This is a genomic window from Nonomuraea coxensis DSM 45129 (genome assembly GCF_019397265.1).
GTDB classification, from domain to species: Bacteria; Actinomycetota; Actinomycetes; order Streptosporangiales; family Streptosporangiaceae; genus Nonomuraea; species Nonomuraea coxensis.
On the sequence record NZ_CP068985.1, the window covers coordinates 108,331 to 127,401 of the forward strand.

A 19,071-nucleotide genomic window follows, 5' to 3' on the forward strand; every position below is an offset into this window, starting at 1 on the left:
ATGCACCGCGTCACGTCGAGCGACGGCACGTCCATCGCGTACGACCGGCTGGGGTCGGGGCCGGCGGTCGTCCTGGTGGGCGGCGCGAGCGCCGACCATGCGATCCTGGCCGCGGAGCTGGCCGCGCACTTCACGGTCCACAACCCCGACCGGCGGGGCGACGGCGCGCCTCCATGCGCTGTGGAGCGCGAGCTCGAGGACCTCGCGGCGCTGATGGAGGCCGCGGGCGGGGCCGCGCACCTCTACGGCGCCTCCTCCGGCGGCGCGCTCGCCCTGGAGGCGGCCGCGGCCGGGCTGCCGGTGGCGAGGCTCGCCGTGTACGAGGTCCCGTACGCCCTGGCGGAGGACACCCCCGACGAGCCGGCCGACGGCCTGACGCTCGACCGCCTGACGCTCGACCGGCTCGCCAAGATCCACTGCCCGACCCTGGTGGCCACGGGCCCCCTCGCCGGGGGCGGCTTCCTCGACCGGGCGGCGGACGCCATCGCGGCGGCGCTGCCGGTGCCGGAGCGGGTCGTCGTCCAGGGGACCGACCCCACGTCCCTTGCCACCGTCCTCACCCGCTTCTTCAGCCCCTGATTCCCCGCACGGCTCTGCTGGGAATAAGGGGGACATGCCCTGGACGGGGGTGAAAAGTAGGGTTCGTTGCCATGGACGAGAAGTGGCAGGAGATCGGCGACCGGGTCTACGTCCGCCGGCACCGGTCCTACGACATGAACACCGGCCTCGTCGTGGGCGACGACGGGCACTGCCTGGTGCTCGACACCCGGGCCTCGCACCGGCAGGCGGCCGACCTGATCGCCGCGATCAGGACGATCACGTACGGCCCCTGGACGGTCGTCAACAGTCACTCCCACTTCGACCACTACTTCGGCAACGCGCTCTTCCGCCCGGCCGAGATCTGGGGCCACGCCCGCTGCGCCGAGGAGATCGAGACGTACGGCGAGCAGCAGCGCGCCGTCCTCGTGGAACGGAACCCGGAGTGGCGCGAGGAGCTGGAGGAGGTGACCGTCGTGGCGCCGGACTGCACGTTCACCAGCGCCGCGAGCCTCGACATCGGCGGGCGCATGGTGCATCTGCGGCACTTCGGGCTCGGGCACAGCAGCAACGATGTCGTGGTGCAGGTGCCGGACGCGGGGGTGGTGTTCGCGGGTGACCTGGTGGAGGAGGGGGCGCCGCCCGCGTTCGCGGACTCGTACCCGCTGGACTGGCCGGTGACGCTGGCCGCGATGCTCAGGGAGATGCCCGAGCCGGTGATCGTGCCGGGGCACGGCGCGGTGGTGGACCGCGCGTTCGCGTCGGGGCAGCAGGCCGAGCTGGCGCTGGTGGCCGACCTGGCCAGGCGGGCGCACACGGAGGGGCTGCGCGACCTCATCGGCCGGTTCCCGTACCCGGAGGAGACCAGCAGGCAGGCGATCGACCGGGCCTTCCTGCAGCTCGACGCCTGATCGCCGCCGACCCCCTCGACTTCCGGTGCTGCGTCTGGCTATAGTGCAAATTGCACTATAGAAAGGAGCATCATGGCGCGCCGCCACGATCTGGTCGGGCTGACCGTCCTGGCCCTGCTCACGCTGCGCGCCGCTCACCCGTACGAGCTGCACCGGCTCATCGTCGACTGGCACAAGGACTACATCACCGGCCTGCCGCGCAGCCTCTACCACGCGGTCGAGCGGCTGGCCAGGGACGAGCTCATCGTGCCCGCGAAGACCGACCGCGAGGGCCGCAGGCCCGAGCGCACGGTCTACGAGATCACCGACGAGGGCCGGGAGGAGTTGGCCGCCCGGCTGCGCCGGCTCCTGGAACGGCCCGACCCCGACCGGCGAGCGTTCGTCGCCGCGGTCTCGCTCATGGGCTGCCTCCCGCTGCCCGAGGCCCAGCGGGCGCTGCGCGCCCGCGCCGCGACGATCGAGGGCGTCCTCGCCGGGATGGACGCCCACCGGCGGGCCCTGGCCGAGGACGGCCTGCCCGACGTGCTCGTGCTGGAACTGGAGTACGAGCAGGCGCTGCACCGGGCCGAGCTGGCCTGGCTCGGCGACCTGCTCGACCGGCTGGACAGGGGCGAGCTCGACTGGAGCCCGCCCCTGTGAGAAAGAACGGCCGCCGGGGTGCGCCAACACCCCGGCGGCCGGCATCCGACCCAAGGCGCCTGCCCTGTCCGGACTCGCATTCCCAGGATAGGCGCCGCGACCGAGAGGAACCGCGTCATGTCCACCACCGAAGCCACGAACGAGATCAACCGCCTGCTCGCCCGCCTCACCGAGACCTGGAACGCCGGCGACTCCGCCGGCTACGCCGATCTGTTCACGGCGGACGCCGACTACGTCACCTTCTTCGGCCTGCACCTCAAGGGCCGCGAGGCCATCGAGGAGACGCACCGCGGGCTGTTCGAGACGTCGATCAAGCTCGACGAGAGCGACGTCGAGCCGAGCATCAGGTACATCACCGACGACGTCGCCGTGGTCGTGGTGGGCGGGGCGTCGTCCGTGAACGGCGTCCCCGACCCGAGCCGGACCTCGACCGTCACCTTCACGGCCCTGCGCACGCCCGAGGGCTGGCGCTTCGCCTCCTTCCACAACTCACGGGTGATCCAGTCCTGAGCCACGTCACGTGGCGTGCGCCTGTGCCCTTAGGGGGCAGGGGCGCGCCACGTGCCGGTTCGGACAGCAGATCAGCCCCAGGGTCACGAACCTGCCGCCCTTCAGCCACTCGCCCCACTGCACGTCCACGCCCCGGGGCAGCGCGTCCCTGGCATGGATGAGGCGTTCCTCCAGGGGTATGCGCTCCGGCCGGATGAGGGACGCGCCCGCCTTGCCGTACTCGTGGGCCAGCCAGCCGACAGCTGCCTCGATGTCGTCAAAGGTGCCGGCGATGCGAGAGGCGGGCTTGGCCAGCCAGTCACCGGTGCGCATGGGCGGCAGCGGAGAGGTGGGGAAGCCGGGCGAACCTGGCCGTCTCCCGGACTCGTCGCCCCGGTCGGCGCCGTTGCCGGTCCACTGGTAGGCGTGCCAGTGCATGATCAGACAGCTCCCGTAACCTTGAGGCGGGCGACCCCTGCTTGCTGTGATCAGGCAGGGGCCGCCCGCCCGTCCTGGGGTCTCGCTAGTCCTCCTCGCCCTGGTTGCCTCCGCACAGACGGCGGAAGACCGGCTGGTCGAGCGAGTGCTCGTACAGATCCATGGCTCGCCTCTCTTGTCTACTGGTTGTATCTCCTCGTCTATATAGCAGACAGTAGTCGTTTGGCTGCGGTCGGAGAAGTCGCGGCGGTGGAACCCCTCTGGAAAAGGACAAGCGCCCCCGTGCCGGAGCACGGAGGCGCCTACCCTGGCCGCCGGATCAGGACATCTTGCGAGACGTCTCGTCCGCCCGCTCCGCCATCCGGTTCGCGGAATCGGCGGTACGCTCCGCCTTCTCGTTGACCCACCGTGAGGCATCGGAGGCGGAGTCCTTCATGTGCTCGGTCCACTGCTGGGCATTGCGGCGGTAGGCCATGTAGCCCATCGCACCCACCGCGAGTCCGGTCATCAGAACGAGCATCGGCCACTTGCGCGACCGTGTCCGAGCCGGCTCGATCTTCCGGGCCGCCGCGGTCAGCATGGAGCTGACGTACGGGGCGACCTGGTCCTCGATGCCGTGCGCAGCGGATTCCAGCCGCGGCGCCGCCCATGAGCGGGCGTCCTCGATACGGTGCGTGGCGGCCATCTTGGCCTGGCCCGCCATCGGCGACATGCGTTGGCCGGTGTGCACGGCCCGGGTCTTCACACGACCCATCCACGTGGCGGGTACCTCTATGGCCACGCGGCGCTTTCTCAGTGTCAGGGACACGACAACCTCCCCTGTCGTTGGGATCCCGGACGTGACCTTCCCTGGCCGGGGCGGTCCATTCATAGCGGTCCGTGGGAGGATGGTTACGGCACCACTAACGCCATAGTTCGCAAAAGATCACAAACTAACCCTGTGCATAGAGGGGGGCAGCTGTCTCGTGGCTGAGAAGCTGATCGCAAACCTGCAGACCAACCGCGGCCTGATCAAGGTCGAGCTCTTTCCCAACCGGGCGCCGAAGACGGTGCGCAACTTCGTGGAGCTGGCCGAAGGCACCCGCGAATGGACGCACCCGGGCACTGGCCAGAAGAGCACCGGCCGCTACTACGACGGCACCATCTTCCACCGCGTCATCTCGGGCTTCATGATCCAGGGCGGTGACCCGCTGGGCCAGGGCATCGGCGGCCCCGGCTACGAGTTCGACGACGAGATCCACCCCGAGCTCTGGTTCAACCGTCCCTACCTGCTGGCCATGGCCAACGCGGGCATCCGCTTCGGCAAGGGCACCAACGGCTCGCAGTTCTTCGTCACGGTCGTCCCGACGCCGCACCTCAACGGCAAGCACACCATCTTCGGTGAGGTCGTCGAGGGCCAGGACGTCGTCGACGCCATCGCGAAGACCCGCACCGACGCCCGCGACCGGCCGCTGGAGGACGTCGTCCTGGAGTCGGTCACCATCGACCGCGTCCAGGGCTGAGCCCGCCCTCATGAGGGGCGGGCGAAGCGCGGCAAGCCCTCACAGGCCATAGGCTTTCGGTCATGACCAGCCAGCCGCCCAGCCCGCCCCCTCAGCCGGAGCAGCCGGCCGAGGCTGTGCCCACGTGCTACCGGCATCCCGACAAGGAGACCTGGGTCCGCTGCCAGCGGTGCGAGCGCCCGATCTGCCCCGACTGCATGCGTGACGCGGCGGTCGGCTTCCAGTGCCCCGAGTGCGTGGCCGAGGGCAACCGCGGCCTCCGTCAGGCCCGCTCCACCTTCGGCGGCAACGTCGTGCGCACGCCGATCGTCACCTACGCGATCCTGGTCATCAACCTGCTGATCTTCGGCGGCCAATATCTCACCGGCGACCGCATCACCGGAGAGCTCGCGATGTGGCCCGCAGGGGTCGCGCTCGGCGATCAGTACTACCGGCTGATCACCGCCGCGTTCGTGCACGGCGGCGTGATGCACATCCTGTTCAACTCCTGGGCGCTCTACGTCGTCGGCCCCTACCTGGAGCGCGCCTTCGGCCACGCCCGCTATCTCGCGATCTATCTGCTCAGCGCGCTCGGCGGCAGCGTGCTCGGCCTCTGGCTCGACCCGCTCGCGCAGCCGACGGTCGGCGCGTCCGGCGCCATCTTCGGCCTGTTCGGCGCGGTCTTCGTGGTCGGCCGCCGGCTCAACATGGACGTGCGCGGCATCGCCGTGCTGATCGCGATCAACCTGGTGATCACGTTCCTGGTCTCGGGCATCAGCTGGACCGGGCACATCGGCGGGCTGATCACCGGCTCGCTGCTGGCGGCGGCCGTCGCCTACGCCCCCAGCAGGAACCGGACCCTGTGGCAGGCGGCGACCATCGCGGGCGTGCTCATCGTGCTGGTCGCCCTGGTGCTGGTGCGCGTGTCGGTCATCCTGGCCGCCGTGGGGGCCGGGTGAGGGCCGCCGTGTGACGGCGCCCACAGGGTGTGGAAAAACTGTGGAAAGAACTAACGCCAGCGGGTGGAAAGAACCACACCGAAGATGATGAACACGAACCCGATCAGCAGATTCCAGTTCTGGAGGTCGCCGATGAAGGGCGTGTTGGGCGCGACGTAGTAGATCGCGATCCAGAGGATGCCGATGATCCACGAGACGACCATCGTCGGCGCCAGCCACCGCGGGCTGACCTTGACCTGCTGCGACCTCTGCGGCGGCGTGTAGACCGCCTTCTTACGAGCCTTGGACTTGGGCACTGGGTAACTCCTGCTGAGGGCCTGGGGCATCCGGATCGTCCGCAGGCTCTTCGGTTAGCCTAATCGAGACGGGCCCAGGATAGTCGCCACGCGCACGTCCTGGCGATCCCCGGTCGTCACGGCTCCCCCGCTTACCCTGATCGGGTGCGGGCTGCGCTCCGGGCCCTGGGCGAGACGAGCATCACCGCGGGCCTCATCCTCATGTTGTTCTGCGCCTACCTGCTCTGGGGCACCGGCGCGTACACCCAGAGCCAGCAACTGCTGCTCCAGCGCGAGCTGGCGGCGGCCAGGGCGGCCGGCGAGCACGGCCGCCTCGACCGGGTCGACCTGGGCCGGGCCGTCGCCCTGCTCAGCATCCCCCGGCTCGGCCCCGGCTACCGGTACGCCGTCGTCGAGGGCGTCGGCGCCGACCAGCTCAGGAAGGGGCCGGGCCACTACCCGGGCAGCGCCCTGCCCGGCCAGGTCGGCAACTTCGTGGTCTCCGGCCACCGGACCACGTACGCGGCCCCGTTCAACCGGCTCGACGAGCTCGAACGCGGCGACGAGATCGTGGTGGACGCCCGCGAGGCCCGCTACACCTACCGCGTCACCTCACAGGACGTCGTGGAGCCCGACGAGGTGGACGTGCTCGCCCCCGTGCCCGGCAAGCCGGACATCCGCCCCATCCGCGCCTTCATCACGCTGTCCACCTGCCATCCGGAGTTCTCCGCCGCCCAGCGCCTCATCGTGTACGGCGTGCTCAAGGAGACGCAGCTCAGGAAGGATTGAGCCCCGATGTACGCCTGGCTCTGGCGCAAGCTGCCCGGCCCCCTGCCCCGCCGGATCCTCACGGCCGCCGTGCTGGCCATCACCGTGGTGGCCGTACTCTGGTTTGTCGTCTTTCCGCTACTGGAGCCGCTGGTGACGCTCGACGAGGTGACGGTGAAGGAATGAGCCGCGTGCTGGTCGTGGACAACCACGACAGCTTCGTCCACACGATCGTGCAGTATCTGCGCGTCCTCGGGGCCGAGTGCGACGTGCGCCCGCGCGACGAGGTGCGCGAGGCCGACGCAGACGGCTTCGACGGCGTGCTCGTCAGCCCCGGCCCCGGCACCCCGGAGGCGGCCGGCGTGAGCGTCCCGCTCGTCCGCCGCGCGGTCGAGCGGCGGCAGCCGCTGCTCGGCGTCTGCCTCGGCCACCAGGCCATCGCCGTCGCCTTCGGAGCCACCGTCACCCGCGCGCCCGAGCTGTTCCACGGCCGGACGAGCGACATCCTGCACGACGGCGCGGGCGTGTTCGAGACGTTGCCCTCGCCGGTGCGGATGACCCGCTACCACTCGCTCGCCGTGCTGCCCGGGACGGTGCCCGAGGAGCTGGAGGTGACCGCGCGCACCGCGGACGGCGTCGTCATGGGCCTGCGCCACCGCCGGGCGCCCGTCGAGGGCGTCCAGTTCCACCCCGAGTCGATCCTGTCGGAGCACGGCTCCACGCTGCTGGGAAATTGGCTTCGGCGAACCGTGTAACAAATGTCGCGCCGCGACCGACTTACCAGTGAACGTCCCCGCCGTTGCCCCCGAGCGGCGGGGGCGTTCTTTCACGTTCAGCGGGCCGCGGAAGACAGGCCGCGAAAGACGAGGGCCGCCGAAAGACGAGGGCCGCCCCTCCCGGAAGGGAGAGGCGGCCCTCGGCGCGTCAGGACCCGCCGCTAGAACCCGTCGGGCTGGTCCTCGATCGGGTTGTCCTCCGTCGGCTGATCGTCGATCGGGTTGTCGGTCGTCGGCTCGTCGCTGGGCTGGTCGGTGAAGTCGTCGCTCGGCTGCTGCGTCGGCTGCTCCGGCCCGGTGGACACCACGATCGTGATCGTCGTGTTGGGCGTCAGCTTGGTCCCCTCGCCGGGGTTCTGCTGGACGACCGTGCCCTGCGGCTGGTCACTCGGCTGCGGGACGACCTTCACCCGGAAGCCGGCCGCCTTGATCTGGGCGGAGGCGTCCTCCTGGGTGAGCCCGATGACGCTCGGCACCTCGCCCAGCTCCTTGGGCACGTAGAGGGTGACGATGCCGTTCTCCTCGATCTCCTCGCCGGCCTTGGGCCTGGTGTCGATGACCGTGCCCTGCTTCTTGCTGGAGACCTTGGTCTTGACCGTGCCGCGCAGGCCCTCCTTCTCCAGGGCGGCGATCGCGTCCTCCTGGGAGAGGCCGATGAGGCCGTCCGGGACCTTCTTCTTGGCCGGGCCCTTGGAGACGTAGAGCTTGACCGCCGAACCCTTCTCGACCTTGGTGCCCTCCGGCGGGTCGGTCCGGGTCACGCTGCCCTTGTCGACCTCGGAGCTGTTCTCCTGGAGAACCTGGACCGTGAGGCCGAGCGTCTTGAGCTGCTCCTCCGCGTACGCCCGCTCCTGCGAGGCGAGCGAGGGGATCTCGACCTGGGTGTCGGAGGTCGCGTCGCGGCCGGAGCCGAAGACCAGGTAGCCGACCGTCACGAACGCGCCGATGATCAGCAGCGGGATGATGATCCACAAAGCGGTCTTGAGGCCGTTGCCGCCGCCGGAGGCCCGGCGCCGCCCGCCCCGCCCGCCCTCGCCGTCGCCGTAGTCGTAGGGCGGGATGGCGTTGGTGCGCTGCGTGGCAGGGCCGGCCGCCGCGTGCGTGGCCGTCATCATGCGCGTGCCCTGGCCGTAGCCGCCGGCGTTCATCGCCATCGTCTGGGCGTCGGTCGGCATGCCGGACATCGCCCGCTGGATGTCGGCGCGCATCTCGCCCGCGCTCTGGTAGCGCTGGGCGGGGTCCTTGGCCATGGCCTTGAGCACGATGGCGTCGGCCCAGGCGGGGATCTCGGGGTCGATCTGCGACGGCGGGATCGGCTCCTCGCGTACGTGCTGGTAGGCGATGGCGACCGGCGAGTCGCCGGTGAACGGCGGCTGGCCCGTCAGCAGCTCGTAGAGCAGGCAGCCGGTGGAGTAGATGTCGCTGCGCGCGTCGACCCGCTCGCCCCGCGCCTGCTCCGGCGAGAGGTATTGGGCGGTGCCGATCACCTGGGCGGTCTGCGTCATCGTGGCGGCCGAGTCGGCCATCGCGCGGGCGATGCCGAAGTCCATCACCTTGACGTCGCCCGCACGGGTGATCATCACGTTGGCCGGCTTGATGTCGCGGTGCACGATGCCGCCGCGGTGGCTGTAGTCGAGCGCCCGCAGGATGCCGTCGACCAGCTCGGCCGCGCGCTCCGGCAGCAGCCGGCGGTCCTGGCGCAGCAGGTCGCGCAGCGTGCGGCCGTCGACGTACTCCATCACGATGTACGGGACCGGCGTGCCGTCGGTGACGTCCTCGCCGGTGTCGTAGACCGCGACGACGGCGGGATGGTTGAGTGAGGCCGCCGACTGCGCCTCACGGCGGAAGCGGGCCTGGAAGGTGTGGTCGCGCGCCAGGTCGGAGCGGAGGGTCTTGATCGCGACTATGCGGTCCAGCCGGATGTCTCTGGCGCGATACACCTCGGCCATGCCGCCGCGCCCGACGACACCGTCGAGCTCGTAACGACCTCCGAGTAGCCGAGGCTGAGTCATTTCCTGCACTGTCCCTTACCGTTCATCTTGGGTACCGGCCTGCTCGGGGGCCACCGGTGTCCATCATCGACCCCCTGGCGCGTCACGTCTCCTCCTCAGGCGGGTTTGTCGCACCCTGGTCCGGCGAAGCGGGCGGTGTCGGAGTCGTCAGGGTTGTGGTGGGCTTAGGGGTTGTGGGGGTGGGCGTCGGGGTCCGCGTCGTCGGGGTCGGTTTCGGTGTCGGCTTTCTCGTGGGAGTAGCCGACGTGCTTACCGTAGCCGACCGCGAGGGCGTAGGCCGCGACGACCTGATCGGAATCACCGGGGGCCGGTGGGTTCGCGTCTTGGTCCTGCTCGGCCGCACCTGCGCGGGAGAGGGCATCGGGCGCGTCGGCTCCGAGGTGCCGGGCGTGGCGGTGCCGGGGGGCGTCCTGGAGGCGAGGGTCATGGCGCTGAGCCCCACCGCGGCGACGCAGCCGGCCGTGGCGACCACGGCCAGCGTGCGGGCGCCCCGGCGGCGCCGCGCCGGCTCACGCCCGGTGGCGGGCCCGGCGGGCTCGGTGGGCGTGACCAGGTCGTCGGTCTCCCGCTGGTCCTCCGGCGACGACTCGCGCACCCGGAAGCCGCCGGGGTCGGTGAGCATGCTCAGCTCGGCCGGTTGCCCGGCCGCGGCGGCCAGCGACTCGCGCAGCACGTAAGCCCGGTCGGCCACCGCCGTCGCCGTCCCCGGCCGCAGCCCCGGATCCTTGGCCAGCAGCTCCATGACCAGCTCGCGCACCGGCCCGGGCACGTCCACGCCGAGCGGCCTCGGCGCCTCGTTGAGGTGCCGCAGCGCGATGGCCACATGATTGTCACCCTGGAACGGGGTGCGCCCGGCCAGGCACTCGTAGGCCACGACGCCGAGCGAGTAGAGGTCGGTCGCCGGGGTGAGCGGGAAGCCCTGCGCCTGCTCGGGGCTGACGTATTGGGCGGTGCCCAGCACGGTGCCGGTCTGCGTCACCGGCGCCGCCTCCAGCGCCCGCGCGATGCCGAAGTCGGTGACCTTGATGACGCCCTCGGGCGTGACGAGCAGGTTGCCCGGCTTGACGTCGCGGTGGATGACGCCCGCCGCGTGCGCCGTCTGCAGCGCCCTGGCCGTCTGGTGGACCACGTCGAGGGTCACCTCGGCCCCGATGGCGCCGTTGCGCGCCAGGATGGCCGACAGCGGCTCCCCGTGGACCAGCTCCATCACGAGGTAGGACAGGTCGCTCTGCTCGCCGTAGTCGAAGACCTGGGCGATCCCGGGGTCGGCCAGGGACGCGGTGATCCTGGCCTCGTTCCTGAAGCGCTCGCGGAAGGCCGGGTCGACGTGGATGTGACTACGGAGGATCTTGACGGCCACCTCGCGGCCCAGGAGCTCGTCCCGGGCACGCCACACCTCTCCCATACCGCCCGTGGCGATGCGGGAGACCAGGAGGTAGCGGTTACGGAGCCGCATGGTCCAGCAGGTTACCGTCGGTCACTTGGTGAGCACCGCCTCCAGCACGGCCTTCGCGATCGGGGCGGCCGTGTGGCCGCCGGTCGCCTCCGCGCCGACGTTGGCCGCGCCGGACTCGACGATGACCGCGAGCGCGATCTTCGGGTCGTCCGCGGGCGCGAAGGAGATGAACCAGGCGTGCGGCGGCTGGCCGTCGGCCGTCTCCGCGGTGCCCGTCTTGCCCGCTACTTGGACGCCCGGGACCTGCGCGAGGTTGGCCGTGCCGTTCTGGACGACGCTGACCATCATCTGCCGCAGCTTGCCGGCGGTCTCCTCGCTGACCGCGTCCGTCAGCTGGTCGGGGTCGGCCTCGTCGATCGTGTCGCCCTTGGCGTCGGTGATCTTGTTGACGAGGTAGGGCTTCATGACCGTGCCGTTGTTGGCGATGCCGGCCGCGATCATGGCCATCTGCAGCGGGGTCATGCGGTTGCTGCGCTGGCCGATGGAGGCCATGGCGAGCGCCGCCTTGTCCTCCTCCTTGCCGAAGTCGCTCTGCGCCACCGACATCGGCACGCCGATCTGGGTGCCCATGCCGAACGCCTCGGTCTGCTCGTTCATCTTGTCGTAGCCCAGCTCCATGCCGATCTTGCCGAACGGCGTGTTGCAGGACCTCTCCAGCGCGTACGTGAGCGTGACCGAGCCGGAGCCGCAGGCCGCGCCGCCGTAGTTGGGCAGGCTGATGTTCGTGCCGGGCAGCGGGAGGTTCTGCGGCGCGTCCACGGTCGTGTCGGGGCCGCGCGAGGAGTCGTCCTCGAGGTAGGCCGCCATCGTCACGACCTTGAACGTCGACCCCGGCGGGTAGGTCTGCCCGATCGTCCGGTTGAGCAGCGGCTGGCTCTTGTCCTTGGCCAGCTCGTCGTAGCGGGAGAACACCTTGCCCTTGTCGGTGCCCGACAGTTCGGTCGGGTCGTAGGTGGGCAGCGACACCATGGCGAGGATCGCGCCCGTCTTGGGGTCGATCGCGATGACCGCGCCGCGCTTGCCGCTCTGGCGCAGCGCGTCGTAGGCGGCCTTCTGCGCCTTGGGGTTGATCGTGACCTCGACGTTGGCGCCCTTGGTCGGCTCGCCGGTGAACAGGTCGATGCTGCGGCGCAGCAGCAGGTCGGCGCTGGAGCCGTCGAGGAGTTTGTTCTCGCTGGCCTCGATCGCGCTCGCGCTCTCCGGCGAGAAGAAGCCGGTGACGTGCGCGTAGAGCTTGGCGTCGGGGTATTGCCTGATGAACCTGAACCGCTTGCTGTCGGTCTCCACGGACTGCGCGATCACCTTGCCGCCGGCGATGATCCGGCCGCGCTCGATCGAGTAGCGCTCGTAGAAGTTGCGGACGTTGCGCGCGTCGCCGCGCAGCTCCTCGGCCCGCACCGCCTGAAGGAAGTTCACGTTGATCATCAGGAGCGCGAACATGGCCAGGCAGGCCACGGACACGCGCTTCAGTGTGCCGTTCATCGCTGGAACACCTGCGTCAATCCTTCGTTCTGGATCGCCTGGGGTGGGGGGCGTCTGGCGGCATCCGACGTTCTTACCAGGAGCGCGATAAGGATCCAGTTAGCGAGCAGGGCGGAGCCGCCCTGGGACATGAACGGGGTGACCAGACCGGTGAGCGGGATGAGGTTGGTCACGCCGCCGACGATGATGAACACCTGCCACGCCAGCAGGAACGCGAGGCCGCCCGAGAGCAGCTTGCTGAAGGGGTCGCGGGCCGCCAGCGAGGTGCGCAGGCCGCGCTCCACCAGCAGCGCGTAGAGCATGAGCAGCGCCATGAGGCCGGTCAGGCCCAGCTCCTCGCCGGTCGCGGCGAAGATGAAGTCGGAGAACGACAGCGGGATCAGCTCGGGATGCCCCTGGCCGAGCCCGGTGCCGAGGATGCCGCCCGCGCCGAAGCCGAACAGCCCCTGCATGATCTGGTAGCTGCCGCCGATCTCACGGTCGTAGAACTCGGCGCTGCCCGGGTTGAGCCAGATCTCGAACCGGTCGCCGACGTGCGAGAACGCGAGCCCGGCGAGATAGGCGCCGCCGACGAAGAGCAGCAGGCCGATCAGCACCCACGAGGTGCGCTGCGTCGCGATGTAGATCATCGCGATGAACGTGCCGAACAGCAGCAGCGAGGTGCCGAGGTCCTTCTCGAAGACCAGCACGAGCAGGCTCAGCCCCCACGTCGCGAGCACCGGGCCGAGGTCGCGGGCCCGGGGCAGGTCGATGAAGAGGAGCCTGCGGCCCGCCAGCGCCAGCACGTCGCGCTTGGCCACGAGGTAGCCGGCGAAGAAGACCACCAGCGCCAGCTTGGCGAACTCGCCAGGCTGGATCGAGAAGCCGCCGATGCGGATCCAGATCTTGGCGCCCTGGACCTCGCTCAGCGAGCCGGGCAGGACCGCGGGGATGGCGAGCAGCACCAGCCCGATCGCGCCCGCGGTGTAGGTGAGGCGCTGCAGCATGCGGTGGTCGCGCAGCACGACGAGGGTGACGGCGAACATCACGACGCCGAGGCCGGTCCACATGATCTGGCTGGCGGCCGACGCGCCCGGCATCTTGGCGGACTCGAGCCGGTAGATCATCACCAGGCCGAGGCCGTTGATCAGCGTGACCAGCGGCAGGATCAGCGGGTCGGCCCACGGCGCGAACTTGGCCAGCACGAGGTAGGCGACCAGCATGATGCCGCCCAGGCCGAGGCCGTAGGCCAGCATGCCCGCGGGCACCCGGCCGTCCACGGCGAGGCCCACGTTGGCGTAGGCACCCATGACGATCAGGACCGCGAGCGCCAGCATGACGAGCTGGGCCAGCCGGCGCTTGGCCGGCATGAGGACGGGGGAAGCTGCGACTTCGCTCATCTATTGCGGTTTCGTCTTGGTCTTGGTCGCGGACGCCGACGGCGTGGGGGAAGGGGACGCCGACGTCGAGCCGTCGTCCGCCTGGCTCGCGGAGAACTTCAAGCTGTTGATCTTCTCCACGCCCGCGTCGGCGTTGGTCACCGGTATGCCGCTCTTGACCAGCGCCTGGTCGGCCTCGGACAGCCGGGAGAGCTGCCGCCCGGTCGGCCGGGTGACGCTGAAGAGCTGGAAGGGACCCACCTCCTTCTGTATGCCCTGGTAAACGACCACTTCGTCGCCCCTAGCGCCGACGAAGAACTGGTCCTGGGTCCACTGATATCCAAAGTAGCCGCCGACGCCGACGGCCACGACGCCCACGCCGAGCACGGTGACCAGCACGGGCCACATCCGGCGGCGACGTCGGACCGCCGGCCGCTGGGCGACCGGCTCCTCGAAGTCGTCGTCAGTGAGGACCGGCTGGGGCGCGGTCACCGCTTCGGCTCGCCCCGGCTGGGTGTCCTGGGGGGCGCCCCGCAGCCGGGTCATGCCCGCCGCGCCGACGACGGCGGCATCGGCGGGCACCGGCTGCCCATCGGTGATCTCCAGGACGTCGGCCAGCACGCAGGTGATGTTGTCCGGCCCGCCACCGCGGTTGGCCAGGTCGATGAGCTGGCGGACGACCTCTTCCGGGTCGTCGATGTTGGTGAGCGTGGCGTGCAGCGTCTCCGCGCTCACCACCCCGGACAACCCGTCGGAGCACAGCAGGTAGCGGTCGCCCACCTGCGCCTCCCGCAGCGTGAGGTCGGGATCGACCTCGCCGCTGCCGTCGAGCGCGCGCAGCAGGATCGAGCGCTGCGGGTGCGTGGCGGCCTCTTCCGGCGTGATGCGCCCGTCGTCGACGAGCTGCTGGACCAGGGTGTGGTCGTGGGTGATCTGGTAGAGCTCGCCGCGTCTCAGCAGGTAGGCGCGCGAGTCTCCCACGTGGACGAGGGCTACCTGGGTGCCGCTCCACAGCATGGCTGTGAGAGTCGTGCCCATGCCCTTGAGGCTGGGATCCCGCCCCACCATCTCGTGCAGCCTGCGGTTGGCATCGCGTACCGCTGCCTCAATGGCGTTGAGCAGGTCACCCCCCTTGGGGGCCTCTTCGAGAGAGGCCATGGCGGCGATGGCGACTGAGCTCGCCACCTCGCCGTGTGCGTGCCCGCCCATGCCGTCGGCGACGGCGAGCAGGCGGCCGCTTGCGTACGCCGAGTCCTCGTTACCTTCGCGGAGGAGGCCGACGTCCGAGCGGGCGGCGTAGCGGAGTGCGATGGTCATTTGCGCAATTCAATGACTGTTTTGCCGACGCGGATCGGAACACCGAGCGGCACCGGGGTCGGGCGGGTGACTTTCGAACGGTCGAGGTACGTGCCGTTGGTGGACCCGAGGTCTTCCACGATCCACTGGCCGTCCTGGGGGAAGAGCCGGGCGTGCCGGCTGGATGCGTAATCGTCGCTGACTACCAGCGTGGCGTCATTCGCCCGGCCAATGGTGATGGGCGTCTCCGTGAGGTCGATGGTGGTGCCTTGCAGCGGACCACCTGTGACGATGAGCTGGCGTGGCTCGCCCTTCTTGCTCCTGGGCTTCGCCGGTGCCTTCGCGGGCCGTGGCGCCTTGCGCGGGCCCGCGGGAGCCGTGCGTGAACCGAACAAGTCAGTCCGGATCACGCCGACTGCGGCAATGACGAAGAACCACAGCACCGCCAGGAAGGCTAGCCGGATCAGCAGCAGCGTGAGCTCGGACATGGACCGTCTGTTTACCTCTAATCGCGCCGGAAAACCAGAGTCGTGCGACCCAGCGTCACTCGCGTGCCGTTCTGGAGCTCGATCCTGCGTACCGGCTGGCCGTTGACGAAGGTTCCGTTCGTCGATCCGAGATCCACGAGGGCCACGGTCTGGCCCTCGACGCGCAGCTCGGCGTGGTGCCGGGAGACGCCGGGATCGACGAGACGAAGGTCGCAGTCGGTGCCCCTGCCGAGCAAGGTCACCGGAGTGGTGAGCTCGTAGGAGCGGTCGCCCTGCGGGTCGTCCTGAGTGGACACGAGCAGCCTGGGCCGCCCGTTGAACGCGTGCGGCCGGGACGGAGGCAGGTCGCTCGCCGGCTGGCGGATCTCGTCCTGCTCGACCGTCGCGCCACGGATGACCCCCGACCGGATGCGGAACAGGCCCACAGCCAGATCACCGGCGGTCTCGAAACGCACCCGGACCGGTCCCACGAAGGAGTAGCCCTGCTCCTTGGCGTACTCCCTGGCGAGGTTCGCCAGCTCGTGGCTGATGCTGTCGGCGTAGACCTCAAGCCGTTCGCTGTCGGTCGTGGACAGCTCCACCACGAAGTCGTTGGGCACGAGCGTCCGACCCTGGGCCACGATCGCCGCGCGCTCGTCCATCTCACGCTGAACCGCGCTGGCGACCTCGACCGGCTGGAGATCGGATTTGAACGCCCGCGCAAAGGCTCCCTCAACCAAGCCTTCGAGCCTTCGCTCGAAGCGCTGAAGGACTCCCACCGGGTACCTCCCTTCCTCCGTGCATATGATCGCGGCCTCCCGGCGCGTTCGGCGCCCGGTTTCCGCTTGTTCCACGTGGCGGCGTTCCTCGGCGCCCGTCGGCTGTCGCGCCCAGCTCCTCCGCTCCCGTGTCTTATGCGATCGTATCCGGGTTCAGTACCACTGGCTGTTCCGTGCTAATGTTCTTTCCGCACCCACAAGGGCGGGTGGCGGAACGGCAGACGCGCACGGTTCAGGTCCGTGTGTCCGAAAGGACGTGAGGGTTCAAATCCCTCCTCGCCCACCTCGGGTCCACCGATGAAATCGGCAGACCCACATTGACGAAAGCAGCCCCGGTTCGCAAGAGCCGGGGCTTTTTCTTTGTCGGGCCCTGGTGTGCGCGGTCGCGCTCCGCAGGGAGGACGGTAGATGCCTCCGCTTGCAGATCGCTTTCGGGTGGCTTGCGTGATTTAGCTCACATTAAGTGGCTTTCTCGTGCCGGCCGGGTGATCGGCCGGCACGAGGTGGCCCGGGCTCAGCCCGCCGCGACCCCTGCCGCCCTGGTGTCCAGGAGCTCGCCCAGGAGGTCGGTCAGGCTCACCATGCCGATGACGGCGCCCGCGGCGTTCGTCACCAGGGCCAGATGCGCCCGCGCGTCCTGGAGGGCCGTCACGGCCTCCGGCACCTGCGTGACGCACGCCAGCCTCGGCAGGGGGTGTTTCAGCGACTCCGCGGTGGCCTCGGGGCGCAGGAGGGCGTCCCTGGCGTGCAGGGCCCCCTCCACGCCCGACGGGCCCTCCACGAGGAGCCTCAGGTGCCCGCTGACGGCGGCCGCCTTCCTGATCTCCCGCCCGGTCGCCTTGACGCCCACCTTCACCGCGCGCTCGATGGGGACCATCAGCCGCTCGATGCCCTCCGCCTGGAGGCGGAGCGCCCGGGTGAGCAGGTCGTGCTCCTCGCGGTCCAGCAGGCCCATGCGGCCCGACTCGCCGACCAGCATGGCGAGCTGGCGGGGGGTGCGGGTGGTCGCCAGCTCGTTCCTCGGCTGGACGCCGAAGAGGCGCAGGATGGCGTTCGTCAGGGCGTTGAGCGAGCGCAGGAGCGGGCTCATCAGGCTGGTGAACGCGCGGAACGGCAGCGTCAGGAGCAGCGCCGCCCGCTCGGGGTGGGTCAGCGCCCACGACTTCGGCGCCATCTCGCCGATCACCATGTGCAGGAACGTCACCAGCGCCAGGGCGATGGTGAGCGAGATCGGCAGGCGCAGTCCCTCGGGGACGCCCAAGGCGGCGAACAGCGGCTCCATCGCGTGCTCCAGGGCCGGCTCGGTCACCTGACCGAGGCCCAGGGTGCACAGGGTGATGCCGAGCTGCGCGCCGGCCAGCATGAGGGAGAGCTGCCGGCCGCCGCCGACCGCCGACTTGGCGGCGACGCGGACCAGGCGGTTGCCGCCCGAGGCCATCTCCTCCAGGCGGTGACGGCGGGCCGAGACGAAGGCGAACTCGGCCGCCACGAACAGGGCGTTGAACGCGAGCAGGGCGAGGCTCAGGAGCAGCAACGTCATCGGGACGCCTCCGCCCACTCGCTCCGCCGCTCAGGGTCCCGCGGCTCCGCGGCCTGCTCCTCCGGGGCCACGCGGACCCACTCCGGCACTCGTCTGTTGAGCGACATCACCGTCAGGCGGACCGCGCGGCCGCCCTCGTCCTCCTCGAAGGGGTCGTCCGTGGCCGCGGTGACCGGCACGGCCACCGCGTCGCCCGGGTCCGGCAGGCGGCCCATGCGGGCCAGGACCAGGCCGGCGAGCGTGTCGTAGTCGTCGCTCTCGGGCAGGCGGAGTCCGGTGGCGCGCTCGACCTCGTCGAGGCGCAGCCGTCCCGGCACCTCCCAGACGCCGCCGGGGCGCTGCACGGCGCCGAGCGGCTCGGGGTCGTTCTCGTCCAGCAGCTCGCCCACCAGCTCCTCGGCGAGGTCCTCGACGGTGATGACGCCGGCCAGGCCGCCGTACTCGTCGATGACGCAGACGATGTCGTCCTTGGCGGCGCGCATCCGGTCGAGCACGAGCGGGAGCGGCAGGCTGTCGGGCACCAGCAGCGCGGGACGGGTCACCGCGCCGACGCGCCCCTCCTCCAGGCCGGAGGCCAGCAGCTCGCGCACGCCCGTCACGCCCAGCACGTCGCCGTCCTCGGCCAGCACCGGATAGCGGGAGTGGCCGCGCTCGCGCATGACGCCGAGGAGGTCGGAGACGGGCTGCGACTCGCGCAGCAGGACCACGCGGGGGCGCGGCACCATGATCTCCTCCGCGGTGCGGTCGCCGAACTCCAGCGCCCGCTCCAGCAGGTCCGACAGCCGCGGGGGCAGCTCGCCCGCGCGGGTCGACTCTTCGATGATGCGCGACAGCTCCTCCGGGGTCGCCCCGTGCTCCACCTCCTCCACGGGCTCGATGCCGGCCAGGCGCAGCAGGCCCGTGGCGGCCGAGTCGAACAGCCGCACCACCGGGCCGACCACCGCCAGGTACACCAGCGTCGGCGGGGCCAGGAACTTGGCCACCGGCTCGGGCCTGGCGATGCCCAGGTTCTTGGGCGCCAGCTCACCGAGGACCATCTGCACCACCGTCGCCACGAACACGCCGGCCGCGACCGAAACGCCGGAGATCACGGCGTCGGACATGCCCGTGCCCTCCAGCCAGGGCCGGACGATCACGGAGATCGCCGGCTCGGCCAGGAAGCCGACCAGCAACGCGGTGACCGTGATGCCGAGCTGCGCGCCGGAGAGCATGAACGACAGGCGCGAGGTGACCTGGAGCGCCTTGCCGGCGGCGGCGTCACCGGCGGCGGCCTGCTCGCGCAGGACACCCCGGTCGGCGGCGACGTAGGCGAACTCCTGGGCGACGAAGAAACCCGTCGCGGCGGTGAGGAGGAACAGGGCCAGCAGCCCGAGATAGGCGCTCACCGAAGTGAGCCCTCAGAGGAACC

Annotated in this window: 21 protein-coding genes and 1 tRNA gene; 10 read left to right on the forward strand and 12 right to left on the reverse strand. The window is 70.4% G+C overall.

What is annotated here, in order from left to right; genetic code table 11:
* The 4 genes from Nocox_RS00505 (at window position 1) to Nocox_RS00520 (ending at window position 2,597) form a co-directional block, all read left to right on the forward strand.
* Window positions 1–579, forward strand: coding sequence for an alpha/beta fold hydrolase (locus Nocox_RS00505; RefSeq protein ID WP_020542331.1), 579 nt, complete (start codon window positions 1–3; stop codon window positions 577–579).
* Between the two features lie 71 nt (window positions 580–650).
* On the forward strand, window positions 651–1,448 hold the full coding sequence (locus Nocox_RS00510; RefSeq protein ID WP_020542332.1) for an MBL fold metallo-hydrolase: 798 nt from the start codon (window positions 651–653) through the stop codon (window positions 1,446–1,448).
* A gap of 72 nt (window positions 1,449–1,520) precedes the next feature.
* Complete coding sequence (locus Nocox_RS00515; RefSeq protein ID WP_020542333.1) at window positions 1,521–2,087, forward strand: PadR family transcriptional regulator; 567 nt, start codon at window positions 1,521–1,523, stop codon at window positions 2,085–2,087.
* 117 nt (window positions 2,088–2,204) lie between these two features.
* Window positions 2,205–2,597, forward strand: coding sequence for an SgcJ/EcaC family oxidoreductase (locus Nocox_RS00520; protein ID WP_020542334.1), 393 nt, complete (start codon window positions 2,205–2,207; stop codon window positions 2,595–2,597).
* 6 nt (window positions 2,598–2,603) lie between these two features.
* Here Nocox_RS00520 and Nocox_RS00525 read toward each other — a convergent pair whose 3' ends face one another.
* Both Nocox_RS00525 and Nocox_RS00530 read right to left on the reverse strand, forming a co-directional pair.
* The gene (locus Nocox_RS00525; RefSeq protein WP_020542335.1) at window positions 2,604–3,014 is read right to left on the reverse strand and encodes a hypothetical protein; all 411 of its coding nucleotides are present in this window, start codon (window positions 3,012–3,014) and stop codon (window positions 2,604–2,606) included.
* 319 nt (window positions 3,015–3,333) lie between these two features.
* Entirely contained in the window at window positions 3,334–3,822 is a 489-nt protein-coding gene (locus tag Nocox_RS00530; RefSeq protein ID WP_157382947.1) for a hypothetical protein, read from the reverse strand.
* Window positions 3,823–3,979: 157 nt separating this feature from the next.
* Between Nocox_RS00530 and Nocox_RS00535 the strand changes: the two genes are divergently transcribed.
* Together Nocox_RS00535 and Nocox_RS00540 are read left to right on the forward strand one after the other, a co-directional pair.
* Window positions 3,980–4,516 carry a peptidylprolyl isomerase gene (locus Nocox_RS00535; RefSeq protein ID WP_020542337.1) on the forward strand — a complete coding sequence of 179 codons (537 nt, stop codon included), beginning with the start codon at window positions 3,980–3,982 and terminating at the stop codon, window positions 4,514–4,516.
* Window positions 4,517–4,578: 62 nt separating this feature from the next.
* On the forward strand, window positions 4,579–5,454 hold the full coding sequence (locus tag Nocox_RS00540; protein WP_033408659.1) for a rhomboid family intramembrane serine protease: 876 nt from the start codon (window positions 4,579–4,581) through the stop codon (window positions 5,452–5,454).
* Window positions 5,455–5,504: 50 nt separating this feature from the next.
* Here Nocox_RS00540 and Nocox_RS00545 read toward each other — a convergent pair whose 3' ends face one another.
* Entirely contained in the window at window positions 5,505–5,750 is a 246-nt protein-coding gene (locus Nocox_RS00545; RefSeq protein WP_020542339.1) for a cell division protein CrgA, read from the reverse strand.
* Window positions 5,751–5,894: 144 nt separating this feature from the next.
* Here Nocox_RS00545 and Nocox_RS00550 point away from each other — a divergent pair, with 144 nt between their 5' ends.
* Genes Nocox_RS00550 through Nocox_RS00560 form a run of 3 tightly spaced genes read left to right on the forward strand, consistent with a single transcriptional unit; the run spans window position 5,895 to window position 7,252 of the window.
* The gene (locus Nocox_RS00550; protein WP_020542340.1) at window positions 5,895–6,518 is read left to right on the forward strand and encodes a class E sortase; all 624 of its coding nucleotides are present in this window, start codon (window positions 5,895–5,897) and stop codon (window positions 6,516–6,518) included.
* Window positions 6,519–6,524: 6 nt separating this feature from the next.
* Window positions 6,525–6,683 carry a hypothetical protein gene (locus Nocox_RS00555; RefSeq protein ID WP_020542341.1) on the forward strand — a complete coding sequence of 53 codons (159 nt, stop codon included), beginning with the start codon at window positions 6,525–6,527 and terminating at the stop codon, window positions 6,681–6,683.
* Window positions 6,680–7,252 (forward strand): anthranilate synthase component II, encoded by a 573-nt coding sequence (locus Nocox_RS00560; RefSeq protein ID WP_033408661.1) that lies wholly within the window; start codon window positions 6,680–6,682, stop codon window positions 7,250–7,252. Before Nocox_RS00555 ends, Nocox_RS00560 begins: the two co-directional genes overlap by 4 nt.
* 182 nt (window positions 7,253–7,434) lie before the next feature.
* Here Nocox_RS00560 and pknB read toward each other — a convergent pair whose 3' ends face one another.
* The 7 genes from pknB to Nocox_RS00595 form a co-directional block, all read right to left on the reverse strand.
* Complete coding sequence (gene pknB, locus Nocox_RS00565; RefSeq protein WP_033408663.1) at window positions 7,435–9,285, reverse strand: Stk1 family PASTA domain-containing Ser/Thr kinase; 1,851 nt, start codon at window positions 9,283–9,285, stop codon at window positions 7,435–7,437.
* 82 nt (window positions 9,286–9,367) lie between these two features.
* The gene (locus Nocox_RS00570) at window positions 9,368–10,741 is read right to left on the reverse strand and encodes a serine/threonine-protein kinase (RefSeq protein ID WP_020542344.1); all 1,374 of its coding nucleotides are present in this window, start codon (window positions 10,739–10,741) and stop codon (window positions 9,368–9,370) included.
* Window positions 10,742–10,762: 21 nt separating this feature from the next.
* Window positions 10,763–12,223: a peptidoglycan D,D-transpeptidase FtsI family protein gene (locus Nocox_RS00575; RefSeq protein WP_020542345.1), complete on the reverse strand. Its 1,461-nt coding sequence runs from the start codon at window positions 12,221–12,223 to the stop codon at window positions 10,763–10,765.
* The gene (locus tag Nocox_RS00580) at window positions 12,220–13,602 is read right to left on the reverse strand and encodes an FtsW/RodA/SpoVE family cell cycle protein (RefSeq protein WP_026214156.1); all 1,383 of its coding nucleotides are present in this window, start codon (window positions 13,600–13,602) and stop codon (window positions 12,220–12,222) included. Before Nocox_RS00580 ends, Nocox_RS00575 begins: the two co-directional genes overlap by 4 nt.
* Entirely contained in the window at window positions 13,603–14,898 is a 1,296-nt protein-coding gene (locus Nocox_RS43590; protein ID WP_020542347.1) for a Stp1/IreP family PP2C-type Ser/Thr phosphatase, read from the reverse strand.
* Window positions 14,895–15,365, reverse strand: a complete 471-nt coding sequence (locus Nocox_RS00590) for an FHA domain-containing protein FhaB/FipA (protein WP_020542348.1) — start codon at window positions 15,363–15,365, stop codon at window positions 14,895–14,897. The genes Nocox_RS43590 and Nocox_RS00590 overlap by 4 nt, the downstream gene beginning before the upstream one ends.
* A gap of 17 nt (window positions 15,366–15,382) precedes the next feature.
* Window positions 15,383–16,123 (reverse strand): FHA domain-containing protein, encoded by a 741-nt coding sequence (locus Nocox_RS00595; protein ID WP_026214157.1) that lies wholly within the window; start codon window positions 16,121–16,123, stop codon window positions 15,383–15,385.
* Between the two features lie 200 nt (window positions 16,124–16,323).
* Between Nocox_RS00595 and Nocox_RS00600 the strand changes: the two genes are divergently transcribed.
* Window positions 16,324–16,406, forward strand: a tRNA-Leu gene (locus Nocox_RS00600).
* Window positions 16,407–16,637: 231 nt separating this feature from the next.
* Here the strand turns inward: Nocox_RS00600 and Nocox_RS00605 are convergent.
* Together Nocox_RS00605 and Nocox_RS00610 are read right to left on the reverse strand one after the other, a co-directional pair.
* Entirely contained in the window at window positions 16,638–17,663 is a 1,026-nt protein-coding gene (locus Nocox_RS00605) for a hemolysin family protein (protein WP_033408730.1), read from the reverse strand.
* A complete protein-coding gene (locus Nocox_RS00610) occupies window positions 17,660–19,048 on the reverse strand; it encodes a hemolysin family protein (RefSeq protein WP_020542351.1) in 1,389 nt (462 codons plus the stop codon). The genes Nocox_RS00605 and Nocox_RS00610 overlap by 4 nt, the downstream gene beginning before the upstream one ends.
* Between the last annotated feature and the right edge of the window lie 23 nt (window positions 19,049–19,071).

Coding starts and splice junctions, on each gene's coding strand:
- Nocox_RS00555 (WP_020542341.1), top strand. CDS start 6,525: ATGTACGCCTGGCTCTGGCGCAAGCTGCCCGGCCCCCTGCCCCGCCGG.
- Nocox_RS43590 (WP_020542347.1), bottom strand. CDS start 14,898: ATGACCATCGCACTCCGCTACGCCGCCCGCTCGGACGTCGGCCTCCTC.
- Nocox_RS00605 (WP_033408730.1), bottom strand. CDS start 17,663: ATGACGTTGCTGCTCCTGAGCCTCGCCCTGCTCGCGTTCAACGCCCTG.
- Nocox_RS00540 (WP_033408659.1), top strand. CDS start 4,579: ATGACCAGCCAGCCGCCCAGCCCGCCCCCTCAGCCGGAGCAGCCGGCC.
- Nocox_RS00560 (WP_033408661.1), top strand. CDS start 6,680: ATGAGCCGCGTGCTGGTCGTGGACAACCACGACAGCTTCGTCCACACG.
- Nocox_RS00525 (WP_020542335.1), bottom strand. CDS start 3,014: ATGCACTGGCACGCCTACCAGTGGACCGGCAACGGCGCCGACCGGGGC.
- Nocox_RS00590 (WP_020542348.1), bottom strand. CDS start 15,365: ATGTCCGAGCTCACGCTGCTGCTGATCCGGCTAGCCTTCCTGGCGGTG.
- Nocox_RS00575 (WP_020542345.1), bottom strand. CDS start 12,223: ATGAACGGCACACTGAAGCGCGTGTCCGTGGCCTGCCTGGCCATGTTC.
- Nocox_RS00505 (WP_020542331.1), top strand. CDS start 1: ATGCACCGCGTCACGTCGAGCGACGGCACGTCCATCGCGTACGACCGG.
- Nocox_RS00515 (WP_020542333.1), top strand. CDS start 1,521: ATGGCGCGCCGCCACGATCTGGTCGGGCTGACCGTCCTGGCCCTGCTC.
- Nocox_RS00580 (WP_026214156.1), bottom strand. CDS start 13,602: ATGAGCGAAGTCGCAGCTTCCCCCGTCCTCATGCCGGCCAAGCGCCGG.
- Nocox_RS00570 (WP_020542344.1), bottom strand. CDS start 10,741: ATGCGGCTCCGTAACCGCTACCTCCTGGTCTCCCGCATCGCCACGGGC.
- pknB (WP_033408663.1), bottom strand. CDS start 9,285: ATGACTCAGCCTCGGCTACTCGGAGGTCGTTACGAGCTCGACGGTGTC.
- Nocox_RS00520 (WP_020542334.1), top strand. CDS start 2,205: ATGTCCACCACCGAAGCCACGAACGAGATCAACCGCCTGCTCGCCCGC.
- Nocox_RS00510 (WP_020542332.1), top strand. CDS start 651: ATGGACGAGAAGTGGCAGGAGATCGGCGACCGGGTCTACGTCCGCCGG.